This window comes from Nocardiopsis alba (genome assembly GCF_000710955.1).
Classification (GTDB): domain Bacteria; phylum Actinomycetota; class Actinomycetes; order Streptosporangiales; family Streptosporangiaceae; genus Nocardiopsis; species Nocardiopsis alba.
The window spans coordinates 240826-257214 of record NZ_BAZE01000006.1 but is presented as its reverse complement, the minus strand read 5'-3'; the positions used below and the strand labels follow the sequence as shown (position 1 = coordinate 257214).

Annotated in this window: 14 protein-coding genes and 1 tRNA gene; 7 read left to right on the top strand and 8 right to left on the bottom strand. The window is 71.0% G+C overall.

All coding sequences use genetic code 11. The features are described 5' to 3' along the window. Positions 1-473 precede the first annotated feature (473 nt). Positions 474-1415 (top strand): SGNH/GDSL hydrolase family protein, encoded by a 942-nt coding sequence (locus TR33_RS13570; protein WP_042283428.1) that lies wholly within the window; start codon positions 474-476, stop codon positions 1413-1415. 81 nt (positions 1416-1496) lie between these two features. On the opposite strand, the gene TR33_RS13565 is transcribed toward TR33_RS13570, so the two are convergent. The 5 genes from TR33_RS13565 to TR33_RS13545 form a co-directional block, all read right to left on the bottom strand. Beyond that, positions 1497-2660 (bottom strand): EAL domain-containing protein, encoded by a 1164-nt coding sequence (locus TR33_RS13565; protein WP_042283559.1) that lies wholly within the window; start codon positions 2658-2660, stop codon positions 1497-1499. Between the two features lie 177 nt (positions 2661-2837). Next, entirely contained in the window at positions 2838-4076 is a 1239-nt protein-coding gene (fabF, locus tag TR33_RS13560; RefSeq protein ID WP_014908356.1) for a beta-ketoacyl-ACP synthase II, read from the bottom strand. Positions 4077-4201: 125 nt separating this feature from the next. Then, the gene (locus TR33_RS13555) at positions 4202-4447 is read right to left on the bottom strand and encodes an acyl carrier protein (RefSeq protein ID WP_026125152.1); all 246 of its coding nucleotides are present in this window, start codon (positions 4445-4447) and stop codon (positions 4202-4204) included. 74 nt (positions 4448-4521) lie between these two features. After that, on the bottom strand, positions 4522-5478 hold the full coding sequence (locus tag TR33_RS13550; protein ID WP_042283427.1) for a beta-ketoacyl-ACP synthase III: 957 nt from the start codon (positions 5476-5478) through the stop codon (positions 4522-4524). Between the two features lie 2 nt (positions 5479-5480). After that, the gene (locus TR33_RS13545) at positions 5481-6365 is read right to left on the bottom strand and encodes an ACP S-malonyltransferase (RefSeq protein ID WP_042283557.1); all 885 of its coding nucleotides are present in this window, start codon (positions 6363-6365) and stop codon (positions 5481-5483) included. A 329-nt stretch (positions 6366-6694) separates the two neighbouring features. Between TR33_RS13545 and TR33_RS13540 the strand changes: the two genes are divergently transcribed. Together TR33_RS13540 and TR33_RS13535 are read left to right on the top strand one after the other, a co-directional pair. Next, on the top strand, positions 6695-7948 hold the full coding sequence (locus TR33_RS13540) for a PucR family transcriptional regulator (RefSeq protein ID WP_042283424.1): 1254 nt from the start codon (positions 6695-6697) through the stop codon (positions 7946-7948). A 261-nt stretch (positions 7949-8209) separates the two neighbouring features. Continuing rightward, the gene (locus TR33_RS13535) at positions 8210-9208 is read left to right on the top strand and encodes a hypothetical protein (protein ID WP_017535387.1); all 999 of its coding nucleotides are present in this window, start codon (positions 8210-8212) and stop codon (positions 9206-9208) included. A gap of 92 nt (positions 9209-9300) precedes the next feature. On the opposite strand, the gene TR33_RS13530 is transcribed toward TR33_RS13535, so the two are convergent. Beyond that, a complete protein-coding gene (locus TR33_RS13530) occupies positions 9301-10974 on the bottom strand; it encodes an alkaline phosphatase D family protein (RefSeq protein ID WP_042283422.1) in 1674 nt (557 codons plus the stop codon). Positions 10975-11104: 130 nt separating this feature from the next. Between TR33_RS13530 and TR33_RS13525 the strand changes: the two genes are divergently transcribed. The 3 genes from TR33_RS13525 to TR33_RS13515 all read left to right on the top strand — a co-directional run bounded on the left by TR33_RS13525 (position 11105) and on the right by TR33_RS13515 (position 12722). Further along, positions 11105-11515 (top strand): secondary thiamine-phosphate synthase enzyme YjbQ, encoded by a 411-nt coding sequence (locus tag TR33_RS13525; RefSeq protein ID WP_042283419.1) that lies wholly within the window; start codon positions 11105-11107, stop codon positions 11513-11515. A 194-nt stretch (positions 11516-11709) separates the two neighbouring features. After that, entirely contained in the window at positions 11710-12135 is a 426-nt protein-coding gene (locus TR33_RS13520; protein ID WP_014913212.1) for a DUF3052 domain-containing protein, read from the top strand. Between the two features lie 122 nt (positions 12136-12257). Next, positions 12258-12722, top strand: a complete 465-nt coding sequence (locus TR33_RS13515; protein WP_042283416.1) for a peroxiredoxin — start codon at positions 12258-12260, stop codon at positions 12720-12722. A gap of 70 nt (positions 12723-12792) precedes the next feature. On the opposite strand, the gene TR33_RS13510 is transcribed toward TR33_RS13515, so the two are convergent. After that, positions 12793-15213, bottom strand: coding sequence for a M14 family metallopeptidase (locus TR33_RS13510; RefSeq protein ID WP_042283413.1), 2421 nt, complete (start codon positions 15211-15213; stop codon positions 12793-12795). 311 nt (positions 15214-15524) lie between these two features. Then, positions 15525-16148, bottom strand: a complete 624-nt coding sequence (locus tag TR33_RS13505; protein ID WP_014910355.1) for a DUF998 domain-containing protein — start codon at positions 16146-16148, stop codon at positions 15525-15527. Positions 16149-16302: 154 nt separating this feature from the next. Between TR33_RS13505 and TR33_RS13500 the strand changes: the two genes are divergently transcribed. Beyond that, a tRNA-Val gene (locus tag TR33_RS13500) sits at positions 16303-16376 on the top strand. Positions 16377-16389 lie beyond the last annotated feature (13 nt).

Here is a 16389-nt window from a genome sequence, read left to right as displayed (position 1 = left end):
GGTCGACGGAAGATGGATCGTGACCACGGTGTGCGGTCTCCGTGACGGAGGGGATCCACGATGAGAGCTCAACGAAATGTCGAAAAGGTATGTGAGCTACCCCATAGGCGTCCTGAGGCTCTTCACGTGTCCTTCGTCCGTTGCCCGTACAGAGAGACCCCGCTTCTCCGACACGACGCCCGGAACGAGTACGGGCGCGTGCCGAGAACCAGGGCGAACAGGGCGGTCCAGTGGTCTCCGACACGCACGAATCCGGCTCGCCGATGTCGAGCGAGGGTATGCTGGATGGGCACTTTCCTCGCCCGAGCGCCGTTCGGTTCCGGTGTCCACGGCCGGTCCCGGACCGACGGCGCTCGGACACGCACGGGGCAGCGGCAGACCGCGACCCGCCACGACTTCCGCTCCCTCGCCCCGGTGCTCGACAGGCGTGGGGCGGTCGATCCGGATGATTGGTTGACGTGACAGACCTTGAGATGAATCCCCCCGCTGCCGGTGCCGTGGACAGACCGCAGGTCATTCGGTCCTACGTCGCCATCGGCGACAGCCTCACCGAGGGGATGGAGGACGACAGCGGACCGGGCGGCGAGTACCGGGGTTTCGCGGACCGTCTCGCCGAGCACCTCGGCACCCTGACCCCGGACTTCCGTTACGCGAACCTGGGCGTGCGCGGCCGGCGGATGCGCCACATCTTCGGCGAACAGCTCGAACAGACCCTGGAGTGGAAGCCCGACCTGGTCACCGTGCTGGCCGGGGGCAACGACGTCCTGCGGCCCGGCAACGACCTGGACGAACTGGCCGAACAGTTCGAGCAGGGCGTACGCCGTCTGCGCGACGCGGGGATCCGTGTCGTGATCCTGGCCGGACACGACACCGGTTGGATCCCCGTCCTGCGCCTGTACCGGGGGCGTATCGCGGTCTTCAGCATGCACATGCGCGCGGTCGCCGAACGCACCGGCACCGAGATCGTCGACCTGTGGGCCCTCAACGCCCTCAACGACCCTCGTGCCTGGGGCGACGACCGCCTGCACCCCAACGGCGCCGGCCATCAGATCGTCGCCGCCCGGGTCGCCGACCTGCTCGGACACCCGATGGGACCGCGCGAGTCCTGGACCGACCCCTGGGCCACGCCGCCCCGCCAGCTTCCGCGCATCCTGCGTCGTCGGGAGAACCGCCGCTGGGCACGCCAGTACCTGGTGCCGTGGTTGCGTCGTCGCGCCATGGGCCGCTCCTCCGGCGACGGTCTGCTTCCCCGCCGCCCCGAGCTGGACTACCTCTACGACGAGGAGACCCGCGAGCGACTGCGCCGGGAGCTGGAGCGGGCCGAGGCCCTTCCCCGACAGGACGATCGCTCCGTCGAGGACGCGCGGCCCACGATCAGCCCCTCGGGGGTCAAGGGGCCCGAACCCCTGCGCTGAACGCCTCACCACGGCCGACCGACGGGTCCCGCGCCCCACCGGGCACGGGACCCGCGCGCGGTCGTGGGCCGGAGCGGCCGTTCAACGTCGGGACAGGGACTGGATGAGGTCGCTGACGTGCACGACCCCCAGGCACTGGCCGTAGGGGTTGGTCACGATCAGGTCGTCGTAGACACGCTCACGGTCCTGGCCCGCCACCCGGAGGGCGGCGATCGCCGAGGTCCAGGCGGGAACGGTCCGAGGGGACTCGGCCAGGCGCAGGGCCGGGCGCTTGGCGTGCAGCGCGTGGCCGTACCGTCCGGTCACCGACAGCAGGAACCGCGTCCGGTCGATCACCCCGATCGGTTTGTCCTGGTGGTCGATCAGCACCACGCTGTTGAGCGCGGTGTCGCCGGTGAAGGCCTCCAACACCTGCCCACCGGTGGACTCGGCGTCGAAGTCGACCGGGGGGACCATGAACTCGGTGACCCGGGGCCCGGCGTCGGAGTCGTCCAGGGCGGCGGCCGTCGGCTCGGGCACCGGCGTCACCTTCTCGCCGGGGCGCCAACCCGGATCGGCGAAGAAGTCGCCGCTCCCCAAGCGGACCCCGCACGCGCGCAGACGCACGACCTCCTCGCTTCGGGACACCTCGGCGGCCAGGGCGTACACTCCGCCGCTGCGGCCGATCCGGGTCAGCCCCTCCACGATCCCGCCGTTGCGCTGATCGCCGTCGATCCCCGACACGAGTCGCGGGTCCAACCGGATCAGGAAGGGAGCGGCCTCCACCACCAGATCCGGCCGGGCCATCGCGGTGCCGAAACCGCACCGGAACCCCCGGGCGCGCAGCCCGACGACCCCGGCCAGGATCCGTCCACGGGGCAGATCGACCAGGTCGGGTGTGAGCATCAGGGTGACGTCGCGCGGACGACGACCGGCCCGGCGCAACGCGCTCTCGGCCAGGGAGGGCAGATCGGCCCGGTCGGCGAGGGCCGCCGAGGGCAACGGCAGGATCAGCGGGAGGGGACTCTCGGCCCCGACACCGGACCTGACCAGGGAGGAGAGCCATTCGGTCGAGAGCGAGGCCACGCGCCCGCTCCCGTCGGCCCGTTCCAACCCTCGCGGTACGGGGACCACGATCTCCACCGCCACGACGGCGCCGGAGTCCAGATCCACGATGGGGCGGAAGGAAGGGCCGCGGCCGGACCCCGATCCGCGTTCCACGGCGTCGGGCCCCGGGCGTGTGTGCTGGTTGCGCAGGGTGGACACACCACCATCGTGGCCCGAGGACGGCACCGACCTGAAGCCCTGTTCGCGGCTGTTCAACGGTTCTTGGCCCGCGGGGCCACACCCGTTCACCGCCCGAGGGGAGGACCGGTGGGATACGACGATGGGCGCCACCGGTGAGGGTGACGCCCATCGGGTCGCCGTGGATCGCGCGCGGGGTCAGGCGCGGCGGAAGGCCAGGGCGATGTTGTGTCCACCGAACCCGAAGGACTCGTTGACGGCGGCCACGTCGCCGCCGGGCATCTCCCGGGGCTTGTCGCGGACGATGTCCACGACCACCTCGGGGTCGAGCTCGGAGATGTTGATCGTCGGCGGGATCAGACCGTCGTGCAGGGCCAGGATCGTGGCGATCGACTCCACCGCGCCCGCGCCGCCCAGCAGGTGGCCGGTCATGGACTTGGTGGAGGTCACCGAGACCCGGTCCGCCACGGAGTCGCCCAGGGCCGCGCGGATCGCGCGGGTCTCACCGACGTCGCCGGCCGGGGTGGACGTGGCGTGCGCGTTGACGTGCACGATGTCCTCGGCCTTGAGGTCGGCGTCGGCGAGCGCCTGGGTGATGGCCCGGGCCTGACCGGCGCCCTCGGGGTCGGGCTGGACGATGTCGAACGCGTCGTCGGTGTACCCGACACCGGCGGCGTGCGCGTAGACGCGGGCACCGCGCTTGGCGGCGTGCTCGGCCGACTCCAGGACCAGGATGCCGGCGCCCTCGCCCATGACGAAGCCGTCGCGGTCCTTGTCCCAGGGGCGGGACGCGGTCTGCGGGTCGTCGTTGCGCGTGGACAGCGCCCGCATGGAGGCGAAGGAGGCGATGTTCAGCGGGTGGATCGCCGCCTCGGTGCCGCCCGCGATGACGATGTCGGCCCGCCCGGCGCGGATCATGTCCACGGCGTTGCCGATGGCCTCGGCGCTGGAGGCGCAGGCGCTGACCGGGGCGTGGGCGCCGGCGCGCGCGGTGAACTCCAGGGCCACGGCGGCCGAGGGGCTGTTGGGCATGAGCATGGGCACGGTGAACGGGGAGACCCGCTTCCAGCCCTTCTCACGGAAGGTGTCGTACTGCTCCAGGATGGTGAGGATCCCACCGATACCGCTGGAGACCACCACACCCAGACGCAGGGGGTCCACCTCGGGGGCGCCCGCGTCGTCCCAGGCCTCCTGGGCGGCGATGAGGGCGAACTGCTGGGTGCGGTCGAGTCGACGCAGCCGGGGGCGCGGGAGCTTCTCGGAGGGCTCCTGCGCGATCTGCCCGGCGAAGTGCACCGGAAGCTTCTCGTGCCACTCCTCCGGCAGCGAGCTGATACCGGACCGGCCGTCGAGGAGCGCGGACCATGTGGTCGAGACGTCACCCCCGAGGGGGGTGGTGGCGCCGAGGCCGGTGACGACGACATCGGTCTTTGGCATGATCCGATCGCCCTTCTCGTGGGTCGTTCCCGGGCGGGGCCGGGAGTCGTGGCGGATGAGGTCGCCCCGGGTCGGGGCTGTGGGGCCGCCGTGACCCGGTAGGGGTCGGCGGCGGCCCGGACAGGCTACTTCTGGATGAAGGTGACGACGTCCTGGACCGTCTTGAGGTCCTTGAGCTGGTCGTCGGGGATCTCGACGTCGAACTTGTCCTGGGCGGCGACGGCGATCTCCACCATGGACAGCGAGTCGATGTCCAGGTCGTCGACGAAGTTCTTCTCCGGGGTGACCTCGGAGGCCTCGGTGCCGACGATCTCCTCGATGATCTCGCCGAGGCCCTTGAGGATGTCCTGCTCGCTGTATTCGGTGGCCATGTCTTGTTCTCCTTGCTTGACGAGTTCGATGTCGGGAACGGGCCCGTGCGCCACGGGGACCCCGTTTCCTCGGGTCAGGGGACGCGAATCACCTGAGCGGCGTAGACCAGGCCCGCGCCGAAGCCGAGGGTGAGCACGATGCTCCCCGACGGCAGCTCTCCACGCTCGACCATGCGCGAGAGCGCGAGAGGGATCGACGCGGAGGAGGTGTTGCCAGCGGTGACGATATCGCGGGCCACGAGTGCTCGGGGCGCGCCCAGCTTGCGGGCGATGGACTCGACGATCCGCAGGTTGGCCTGATGGGGGACGAAGGCGGTGAGCTCGGAGGGCTCCACGCCCGCCCGCTCCAGGGCCTCCAGGGCGACCTTGTACAACTCGGTGGTGGTCCACCGGAAGACGGCCTGCCCCTCCTGGTAGAGGTACTTGCCCTCGCGCAGGAAGATCTTGTCGGCGCGCTCGCCGGACGAGCCCCACACCACCGGCCCGATCCCGTGCTCCTCGGAGGCCGAGACCACCGCGGCGCCGGCGCCGTCGGCGAAGATCACACAGGTGGAGCGGTCGTCCCAGTCCACCCACTCGCTGAGCTTCTCGGAACCGATGACCAGGACGTTGCGGGCGCTGCCCGCCCGAACCGCGTCGGAGGCCAGCCCCAGCGCGTAGCAGAAGCCCGCGCAGGCGGCGTTGACGTCGAAGGCGCCCGGGGCGGAGATGCCCAGCGCGGCGGCGACGGTGGCCGCGGTGTTGGGGATCTGCTCCTGGACGGTGCAGGTGGCGACGATCACCAGGTCGATGTCCTCGGGGGACATCCCGCCGGTGGCCAGGGCCTTGCCGCCGGCGGCGATCGCCATGCTCGCCACGGTGTCGTCGGGGCCGGCGATCCGGCGTTCCCTGATACCCACGCGGCTCTGGATCCACTCGTCGCTGGTTTCGACGCGCTTCTCCAGGTCGGCGTTGGTCACCACGTTGGAGGGCTGGTACTCGCCGAAGGCGCGGATCGAGGCGCCGCCCGGGGTGCTCGGGACGTGGAACATGGTCAGCCTTCCTGGGTGGTGCCCGCGGCGGGGGCGCCCGCGTGCTCCTTGATGAGGGCGCCGGCGCGCTCGAGGTCGTCGGGCGTCTTCACCGCGAGGAGCTCGATGCCGCGCAGCGCGCGCTTGGCCAGACCGGTGAGCGTGCCGGCGGGGGTGAGCTCGATGAGCGCGGTCACCCCGAGGTCGGACAGCGTCCGCGTGCACGCGTCCCAACGCACCGGAGAGGAGATCTGGGAGACCAGCCGGTCCAGGTACTCGGCCCCGCTGTCGACCACGGCGCCGTCGGCGTTGGAGAGCAGCCGGACGGTGGGGTCGGAGGGCGTCGTCGCCTCGGCGGCGCTTCGCACCCGCTCCACGGCCGGGGCCATGTGCTCGGTGTGGAAGGCGCCGGCGACGGCCAGGGGGCGCAGGCGGGCCCTGGCGGGCGGGTTCTCGGCGAACGCGGCCAGTCGCTCGGCGGTGCCGGCCGCCACGATCTGGCCGGAACCGTTGTCGTTGGCGGGGGTCAGCCCGGCGGCCTCGATGGCGGCCAGGACCTCCTCGCGGTCGCCGCCCAGGATCGCGGTCATACCGGTCTCGGTACGGGCGGCGGCGTCGGCCATGCCTCGACCGCGCTCGGCGACCAGGGACAGCGCCTCCTCGGGGGAGAGGACACCGGCGAGGGCCGCGGCGGTGAACTCGCCCACACTGTGGCCGGCGGTGGCGTCCACCTGGTGGGGGGCGGCGGGCAGGGATCCGAGCAGGGCGGAGGCCGCGGCGAGGCCGGCGCCGACCAACAGGGGCTGGGCGACGGCGGTGTCGCGGATCTCGTCCGCGTCCGCGGTGGTGCCGTAGCGCACCAGGTCCAGACCGGTCACCTCCGACCAGGAGGCGAACGTCTCGGTCATGCCGGGAAGTTCGAGCCACGGGGAGAGGAAGCCGGGCACCTGGGCGCCTTGGCCGGGAGCAACGATTACAAGCACGACATCAACCTTGCCCTGTAGGAGATCACCAGTTGGATGGGGAGGGACACGAAGTTCGCACGACCCCGTTTGTAGAGGATCCACAAAACATGGTCATGAGCCGGTTCGTTCCCTCGAAACCGGTGGAAGAGGTCACTTCTCGACGTTACGCCCCCCGCGCGGGTCCCGATGGAGTCCTCGCGCCCGACGCGGGTGACGGTCGACACGTACTGAGGGGGAGGAGGCGGGACCTCGAGGGATGCGAACCTAGGACGGTGAACACCGAATCCGAACAGCCCGAGGCCCGTGGGCCCGAGGACGGGGCGGACGAGCCGGTCGGGGGAGTTCCCGAGGACGAGATCCGCGCGGAGACCGTACGCCGTCTGGAACGCTCCATGGGGACCCTGGGCACCGCCGCCGTCGCCCGTATGGAGGAACGGCTCTCATGGTTCCGACGGATGTCGGCCCAGGACCGGTCCTGGATCGGGTTGGTGGCCCAGTCCGGTGTGGCGGCCTTCGTGGACTGGTTCCGCGACCCGAGCCGGGGGCGTCCCGCGATCACCGTGGAGGTGTTCGGCACCGCCCCCCGTGAACTCACCCGTTCGGTCTCCCTTCAACAGACCGTCGACATGATCAGGGTGGTCATCGAGGTCGTGGAGGGCCAGGTCGACGATCTGGCCGCCCCGGGGGGCGCGCAACAGCTCCGTGAGGCCATGCTGCGCTATACCCGGGAGGTGGCGTTCAGCTCCGCGAAGGTCTACGCCCGCGCGGCCGAGGCCCGGGGCGCCTGGGACGCCCGGCTGGAGGCGTTGATCGTCGACGCGCTCCTGCACGGGGACCGTGAGGACGGTCTCCAGACCTGGGGGTCGGCCCTGGGGTGGTCGCACACGCCCGTGATCGCGATGGCCGGCGACATCGGCGACGAGGACGGGAACAAGGTCCTGGACGACCTGCGCGCCGCCGCCCGACGCCTGGGGCACGACGTGCTCGCCGGACTCCAGGGACGCCGTGTGGTCATGGTGGTGGGGGTGGGGGACCGCTATCCGGCCGAGGACCTGCCCGCGGCCGCCGCCGAGCCGCTGGCGGGGCTCTTCGGGCCCGGGGCGGTGGTGGTCGGGCCGGCCGTGGCCGACCTGCGTTCGGCGGGCGCCTCGGTCAGCGCGGCCGTCAACGGGTTGCGCTCCGCGGTGGCCTGGCCGGACGCGCCCAGGCCGGTCCTGGCCGACGACCTGTTGCCCGAACGCGCTCTGGAGGGGGACGTCGAGGCGCGGCGCCAGTTGGTGGAGGAGGTCTATCTGCCGTTGCGGGGGGCCGGCTCTCCACTGTTGGACACGCTCTCGGTGTACCTGGAGCACGCCTCCTCGCTGGAGGCCACCGCGCGGATGCTCTTCGTCCACCCCAACACGGTGCGCTATCGCCTCAGTCGCATCGCCGAGCTCACGGGGCACCCGCCCTCGGACGGCCGGGGGTCCTTCGTGCTCCGCGTCGCGGTGGCGCTCGGGAGGTTGTCCGAAACCCGCAATGAATGACTCGAATGACCGATATCAGCCAAAAGCGCGACAACCGAAAAGATCCGTCGTAACCTGATCGTTGTCTGTCAGAACAGCGCCCTTGAGGAAGTTTCACCGGCGTCGGGTATGTCTGTGACTGCCCGTGTGCGCCCGGGGACTACGCGAAAAGGGATAGCTTTGATACAGGCGGGTCGCAGGAGGAGCCGCGGAGACGACGAGGATACTCGGGCGCCGCTCCCCTCCCCGCTTCGTCACGACGTTCTTGGGGGGTCCAACGCTGTGGTCGAGCGACCGAGGAAGAGGTTCCGGGTACTGCGCCCGGTGATCGATTACGTTCTTCAGCCCACTCAGGAGGGGGAGCTCCGCAGAAGGGTCCTGTTCTGGATCCCGGCGCCGCTCCCGGTGGTCGGGCTGGTCTACTTCCTGGTGGGCGGTGACCTCTCCGCCCCCGGATGGACGATACTGCTCGCCGGAAGCGTGGGCGTGGGGACCCTGGTCATGGCCATGGTCGTTCCCCCCACACCGCTGCCGGAGGGGCTGGCCCCGCCGGTCTCGGCCCGCAGGTCGTTGCACCGGTACCGACAGTTCGTCCAGTTCAGGGTCGCGCTGGCCCTGGTGCCGATGGTGGTCGGAGCGCTCGCCGCGCTCTCCGGCGGCGGGATGTACCCGCTGTTCGTCGCGCTGGCCCTGGCCTGGCCGCAACTGTTGCTGGCCCTGCCCACCTTCTTCACCATCACCCGGGCCCGCCGGGCCATGGAGTCCCGGGGCACCACCGCCTACCTCTGGCACGCCCTGTCCCGCCCGGCCAAGGTCACCTGGCCGATCGCCACGCCGCTGGCGCGCTCCTACCGCTCCTGGCGTGTCGAGCGGGCCCGTCGCCTGGCCCAGGAGAAGGAACAGGACATCGAGCGGGACCGGGCCTGGAAGGAGGCCGTCGACTCCGAACGCGCCGCCCCGACCGAGCCGGTCGTCCCCTCCGCCGAAGAGGCCGAGGCGGAGAACGGCGGACTCCGACGTACCCGCAGACTGCACGCACTGCCGGAGGAGAACGCCGACGCCGACAACGAGCCCACGGCGCTGATCCCGCAGCCCGAGCACCTCGGTGAGGAGGGAAAGGGAGCAGAGGGTGAGGACACCTCCTCCCGGACCTTCGGGGCGGGCTCCACGGTGCACCGCGCGGCGAGCCGGCTCCTGGAACAGGGCGGTGCCCTGAGCCTGAGGGTGCGCGACCGGCGTCGCGGCCAGGCCAACCGTCGTCCGCCCTCGCACAAGCCCTGAGGCGGACCGGCCTCGGACTTCGACCCCGTCCGACGGTCATCGCGGCGGCGCCCCGATCCGGGGCGCCGCCGTTCGCGTGTTCGGGGCCCGTCTCACAACTCCAGGACCGACCGGACCCGGGGCGGGGCGCCGTTCTCTCCCCCGGGGCAGTGGTACCAGCGGGCGCGGGCCCCGCGACCGTCGAAGTCCACCTCCCCGATGGTGTTGTCGAAGTAGGGACGATCGGTCAGCCGCCAGGTCAGAGAAGGACGGCGTACCCCCGCGGCCCGGGACATGATCGCGCCCGCCAGGTGGAACGGCGCGCTCGCCGACAGCGCGGCCACCCTTCGCATGACGGGGGAGAGCCGGTTGCACAACGCGGAGGAGACCAACTGGGTCACCCGGGAACCGTCCTCACCCGCCGTTCGGAGCCGGACCCGCGCGGCGTAGGAGAAGTGCACGTCCCCGCTCAGGATCAGGACGGTGGCGGGCGCCGGCCCGCGCTCGCCCCGGGCGACCTCGGAGATCGCGTCGGAGAGACGGTGGAGGGAGTACTGGAAGGCGCCCCAGTGCTCCAGGTCCAGGGCCTGCCGCAGCCGTTCCCCGGGGCCGCGGGCCGCCCGACCCCAGGCTCCCGCGCACACGGCCTCGTTCCAGGCCTCCAGATGCTGCACGGCCGGCGGCAGCAGCACGGGGACGGTGGAGGCGACGACCACGTGTTCGGGGCCGCCGGTGAGGTGCTCGTCCAGCCAGTCGTGCCCCTCGGCTCCCAGGATGGAGCGTGAGCCGTCGGAGGGGTCCCCCTCGCCCAGAGCCCGTCCGCAACGCGTGTCGAGCATCAGGACGCGCACACCGCCCACGTCGTACCGGTGGCTCCAACGGTAGGAGGAGGGGTCGTCGTGGGCCCTCGAAGCGAAGGAGTCGAGGGTGTCGGCGGCGTCGGTACCCCGGTCACGGTGCTCGCACAGGGCCGCCCACAGGGGGTCCTCGGCACGGGCCGCGGGGGAGAGATTCCCCACGTGCTGGTAGATCCAATAGGCGCCCAGACCGGAGGTCGCCCTCGTCCGCCACCAGGGGAGGGCGTCCATGGACCGGCGCCAGGCGGCCGAGGTGTTCCAGTCGTCGCGGACGTCGTGGTCGTCGAAGACCATCAGGGTGGGGACCGTCGCGAGCAGTCGGCGGACCAGGGGGTCGGACCAGGCCTGGCGGTACAGCTCGGCGTACTCGTCGTAGTGCACCACCTCGTCCTCGGGCGCGCCGTCCCGGTCCCGCTCGCGTACACGCCGCAGGAAGGCGCGCATGGGCTCTCGGAGCTCGTCGGCGTAGACCTGGTCGCCGATGAGCAGCAGCACCAGGTTGCCCTCGACCTCCTCGCGGGCGAGCCGTCGGGCGGTGGCCCGGAGCAGATCGGGGCCGTGGCGCTCCGCCTCCTCGGCGGAGCCCTCCTCCGTGGGGGTGCGGCAGGAGCCGTACAGCAGCCGGGTGGTCGCCTTCTCGTCCAGGGTGCGCAGGACGGCGGGCGGGAGGTCGTCGTCGGAATCGGTCTCGGGCCAGACCCGGATCCCATCGAGGAGGACCTCGTAGGGCAGGGTCGCGCCCGGCCGAAGATCCTCGATTTCGCAGACGGCGTAGTGGTGGCCGTGGACCGTGAGGGTGCGGGAGGTCCGGACCCCGCGGCCGGACACGCGAATCCCTACGTCACAAGGGGCGTCCGTCTCCACCCACACCGTCGCCGTGCTGGTCCCCACGTGTCGGAGCAAGGGGCCCAGACGTAACGAGGCGGTCATCCTCTCCCCTTCGTTTCGCCTGATTTCTCACATGTTGTCGATGAGTATGGCCCCCATCGGGAGCGTCCGTCATCCACGGGTTTCCCCCGGGATGGTTGCACCGGGGGCCCGGCTGCGCGAAGGTGGCGCTATGCGGACACAGATCCTTGAGCTGCACACCGGTGGATCGGAGAGCATCACCGATATCACCGGGGCATGCGGCGACTTCGTGGCCGAGAGCGGAGGCGACGGACTGCTCAACGTCTTCGTCCCGCACGCGACGGCGGGCGTGGCGATCATCGAACTGGGGGCGGGGTCGGACGACGACCTCCTGGCCTCCCTCGACGACCTACTGCCCGCCGACGACCGATGGCGCCACAAGCACGGATCCCAGGGGCATGGACGCTCACACGTCATGCCCGCCTACATCGCGCCCCAGACGACGGTCCCGGTCATCTCCGGGCGGCTCGAACTGGGGACCTGGCAGTCCATCGCCATCGTCGACCTGAACGTGGACAATCCGGACCGCAGGGTCCGGCTGTCCTATCTCAGGTCCGGGTAGCGCCTTCGAGGCGCACCCCATCCCGTGCCCACGGAGTTCGTACACGCGTTGACGGGGAAAGGCACTAGCGTGTGAACTAGGCCATCAGCGATGGTTACGGACCCACGCGACGGGCGGTGAAGAGCCCGACATCGTTGTGACAACTGCTTCGTGCAGGCAAAATTGAGAAAACCCATCTGTGGAGGAGAACTTTCGTGAGCGCGACCGCGGGCCAGGCACAGAGCGAACGCGGCTTGGCTGACCGACTCGGATTCAAGCCGGGTCAGGTGGTGCAGGAATTCGGCTTCGACGACGACGTCGACGAGGGACTGCGCGCATCCATCGCCGAACTCACGGGCGAGGCGCTGGTCGACGAGGACTATGACGGCGATGTCGACGCCGCGCTGCTGTGGTGGCGGTCCGATGAGGAAGACGACCTCACCGACGCGCTGATGGACACGGTGACCACCATCGCCGACGGGGGGACCATCCTGGTCCTGACCCCGAAGGCCGGGCGTGAGCTGCACGTGTCCCCCAACGACGTCGCCGAGGCGGCCACCACCTCGGGGCTGTCGCAGACCAGTGCCGTCAGCATCGGAGCGGACTGGTCGGGTACCCGACTGGTCGTCCCCAAGCGGTGACGGACCTCGCCCGCATCGGGTGAGAGCGGCGTCGCGCGCCCCCATGGGCGCGCGGCGCGTACGGGGCGCCCGCCGAGCGGCGGGCGCCGAATCCGGCCTGCTCCGACCAGAACGAAACGGACATGACCGTCATCAGCACGGGCGCGGCCGCGCCCGATTTCACGCTTCAGGATCAGTACGGCCGGGACACCACCCTGTCGGCGTCGAACGAGGGCCCGACCCTGGTGGTCTTCTATCCGTTGGCCTTCTCCGGAATCTGTTCCGGAGAACTCTCCGAACTGCGCGAGCGTCACTCCGAGTTCGTCGAACTCGGGGCCACGATCCTGGCGGTGTCGGTGGACTCCACCTTCGCCCTGCGCACCTGGTCGGATCGTGAGGACTTCCCCTTCGCCCTGCTGTCGGACTTCTGGCCGCACGGTGAGGTGGCCCGGCTCTACGGGGTCTTCGACGCCGAACGAGGCGTGGCCCGTCGAGGCACCTTCCTCATCGACGCCGAGGGGAACGTGCGCTGGTCGACCCTGACCCCCATCTCGGAGCCCCGGAACGTGGACGAGTACCTGGAACGGATCCGCGCCCTGGCGGGGTGAGCCCCGCACGGCGGACGGCCCCACGAGAAGGATCCTCCGCCCTCCCCGCGGGGCCGTCGCCCCGGAGGCCCTACTCGATCGTCCAGGTGCCCCTGCGGTGGTTCCTGGCGTTACCGTCGGGGTCGTAGCCGCCCTCGACGTTGCCCGCGACGTCCACCGCGAACCAGTGGACGGTGGTGGTCTCCTCGATGGTCAGGCTCTCCGGCCCTCCGCGCACGCCCGTCAGCTCCAGCCGGGGCGAATCGAAGGTCGGGCGGCCACCGTCGAGCGTGTAGTAGATCTCGGCGGTCTCGTTGGTCCCGAAGGAGATCTCCACCGGACCGTCGTACCCGCCCGGACGCGGCGTGACCTCCGAACGCGGCCGATAGCGGTCGTTCTGGTGCTCCAGCGCGACCTCCAACATCCCGTACAGCCCGTCGGCGTACTCCATGCCCTGGGCGTGGGCCTCCTCCCACGGAGGCTGGAAGCCGGCCTGGCCCAGCTCGAAGTTCCAGGCGAAGACGTCGTGCTCGTACCAGAGGTGGTCGCCGGAGTTGCCGGCCGCCGAGTACATCACGTCGATGATCGGTCCGGTGCGCGCCGGGGTCACCACCGTGCCCCGGTGCCCCTTGATCGCGCCCAGGATGCTCTCCGAGGCCTCCCAGAAGTAGGTCTCCTCCATGGCCGAGGGCCGAGGCGTGGAAACGCGTCCATCGGCGATGTAGGCGCCCGGGGACCACATGAAGTAGTCGCCCGAGGAGTGGATGTTCATCGAGAACGCGATGTTGTCGTGGGTGTCGACCAGCCAGTCCAGGTTCCGGCTCTCCGGCTGCGACAGCGGCCCCTCCTCCTCGGGGCCGGCGAAGGTGCCGCCGGTGCAGTCGAAGGACGCCCCGGCGTAGCCGTCCCACAGGGTGTAGGTGCCGTAGTTGCGGTTGATGTCCACACCCCACTGGCCGCCGCCCTGGACGGCCCACTGGTCACGGGGGCCGTCGGTCGGGCAGTGGTTGACCATGTTCTTGCGCTGCATCGGGGAGTCGTAGAACGAGTGCTTCGCGCCGTCGGGGTTGACCGAGGGCAGCAGGAAGATGTCCAGCTCGTCCACCAGCTCGGTGGTGGTCTCGTGGACGCCGTAGTTGCGCACCAGGCGTTCGGCGGTCTCCAGGGTCACCAGCGGGGTCTGCCACTCGCGGGCGTGCTCCTGGGAGTAGCCCAGGACCCCGGTCTTGGAGCCGTCCCGGGTGGCGCCGATACGCAGTCCGTACACCGTGGCCGGTTCGCGGGAGACCTCCTCGGGCGCGCCGAGACGGTCGTCGGCCCGGACCCGCTCGGCCTCCACGACCCCCTCACCGGGGTCGCCCCGGAAGGTGAAGGCACGGACCAGATCGCCGGCCTCGGCGTTGACCGCCGCCACGACCTCGGCCGCCGTGGTGGTGATCGCGCCGGTCCCGTCCGTGGCCGGCCGGACGAGGATCTCGTCGCCCTCCACGTCCACCGACAGGGCCGCGTCGGGCTCACCGTGGTCGATCAGGTCGACGACGATGTCGTTGCCGCCCTCGTGCCCGTAGGCGAGCGACTCCACGATCACACCGCGCTCGGCGCCCCGCCCGTCGGGCCGCACACCGAGGATCGCCTGGGCGTGCCGCCGGTAGCCGTCGGTCAGATGGGGGAGCTCGACGACCTCGGCGATGTCGGGGTACTCGTCGGCGATCCGGTGGATCCGGTCGTAGAGCTCGTCCGGGGTCATGTACGCGTTGACGAAGTCGGTGTAGGGCAGCGGGTCCCCGGGGGTCTCGGGGTCCGGTAGCCAATCGGTGACCTCGGCCTCGGCGGTGGCCCCCGAGGGGTCGGTGACCCGGATCCGTTCCGGGCGTTCCTCCACCTCGGCCTGGCCGCGGTGGTACAGGTACACGCCGACGTCGACGAAGGGGGCCAGGGTCTGGGAGCCGCCGTCCCCGGGTTCGGTGCCCGGACCGGCGTCCCGCTCCACGGTCAGCCGGAAGTCCTCGTCCTGGCCGAGGGCGGAACGGACCTCCACCGACAGGAAGTCGCCGGCGCGCCCCTCGAAGTAGTCGGCCCTCAGGATCTCCAGGTCCTCGCCGGTGGACCTGATCCCCACCTCGCCGTCGGAGTCGCCCTCCGACCGCAGCCGCTCGATGGTCGCCTCGCGTTCGGCGAGACGCTCCTCGGCGTCGGACTCGGTGTGGACCACGTCTCCGAAGGTGAAGTCGGCGTAGACGTCCTGGTCGTAGGGGCCGACGACGGTCCGGGCGACGAAGCCGCCCCCGTCCACCGGATCCAACTGGGCGATGTCGCCGCCCAGTTCGACGAGTCGCTCCAGCTCGTCGCGGTCCTCCAACAGGATCTCCACCACCGACGTCTCGTCGAGGTCGAGCGTGGGCTCGGCGGCCACGGGCACGGCGGTCGGCAGCAGCAGGGCCGCGGCCGCTCCGAAGACGAGCCCGGTCCGGCGCGCACGCCGGGTCCCGGTCGATGTCACAGGCAGTCCCATCCGGGTCCTTCCCGCTCGGCGCGGAGTGGACGTGGCGCCCCTCCGCGAGATGTGACGCCCCCGCCGTTCGGGCGGGGGCGGAGGGGTACGGACGGACCCGGCCGCGGCACCACGGGACTGCGCTCACACCATGGACAGGGGCGAAGGGGCTCGGGAGGGGAACGGGGGAACGGGGGGACGTGGGGGAGCGTCCGGGTGACGGCGCGGCCGCCGTCGTGTACCCGAGAACGGCTGTGCGTTCGAGGCTGCCGTGCCGTCAGGGGTACGTCAAGACCGGTGAACGCGAAAAGTCGCCCCGGATCCTCGCGCGGTCAGAGCGCGCCCAGGGCACCCGCGCCGAGGAGGAGACCGAGCCATCCCAGACCGATGATCAGGGTGACCCGCTGGATCAGCCCCGCGTTCGGCGCCTCCTTCTCCCAGGCGTTCGCGAAGACGAGGGTGCCCGCGCCCACGACCACCCCGGTGACCCCCGAACCCCAACGCCAGACCGGATCCTGGAGGGCGAACGCCGCGATGAGCGCCGCCGCCGGCAGTGAGAAGAAGACCACGGCGCCCAGATTGTCGTGGATACGATGCGCGCGCCCGGTCTCCTCCGGGGTCCCCTCGGGGGCACCCGGCGGGTAGCCCCACATCGGATCCATCCGGAACACCCCGGACAGCAGCAGCCCGACCCCGAACAGGCCGATCGCCGCGGAGAGCGGCCAGACCGCCCAAGAGCCGGAGCTCACGGCCCAGGGCACCGCCACCGAGGACACCGCCACGAGCAGACCACAGACCAGGAAGTCGACCGTCTGGATCCATCCGCGCGGCCCCAGCGCCAGGGCGCTGACCGGGTGACGGAGGGGGTCGTAGCCCGGACGGGTGAGCCCGTCCACGAGGAAGACCACCACGAAAAGGAGACAGCCGGCGGCTCCGGCCCAGAGCATCGGGATCATAGGGCCGCCTCCGAGCGGGCATGAGCGGGGGAGGGACGCGACGGGGGGTCGGTGCGCATGGCGGGATCCTACCCGGGCTCCGTCCACTCGGCCGGGCGGGAGGGAACCGGGCACAACGGGCGCCGCGAAGGGGTATGATCACTCGCGACGCATCGGGCGCGTAGCTCAGTTGGTCAGAGCAATTGCCTTACAAGCAATAGGCCAGGGGTTCGAGTCCCTTCGCGCCCACCGAACGCACGAG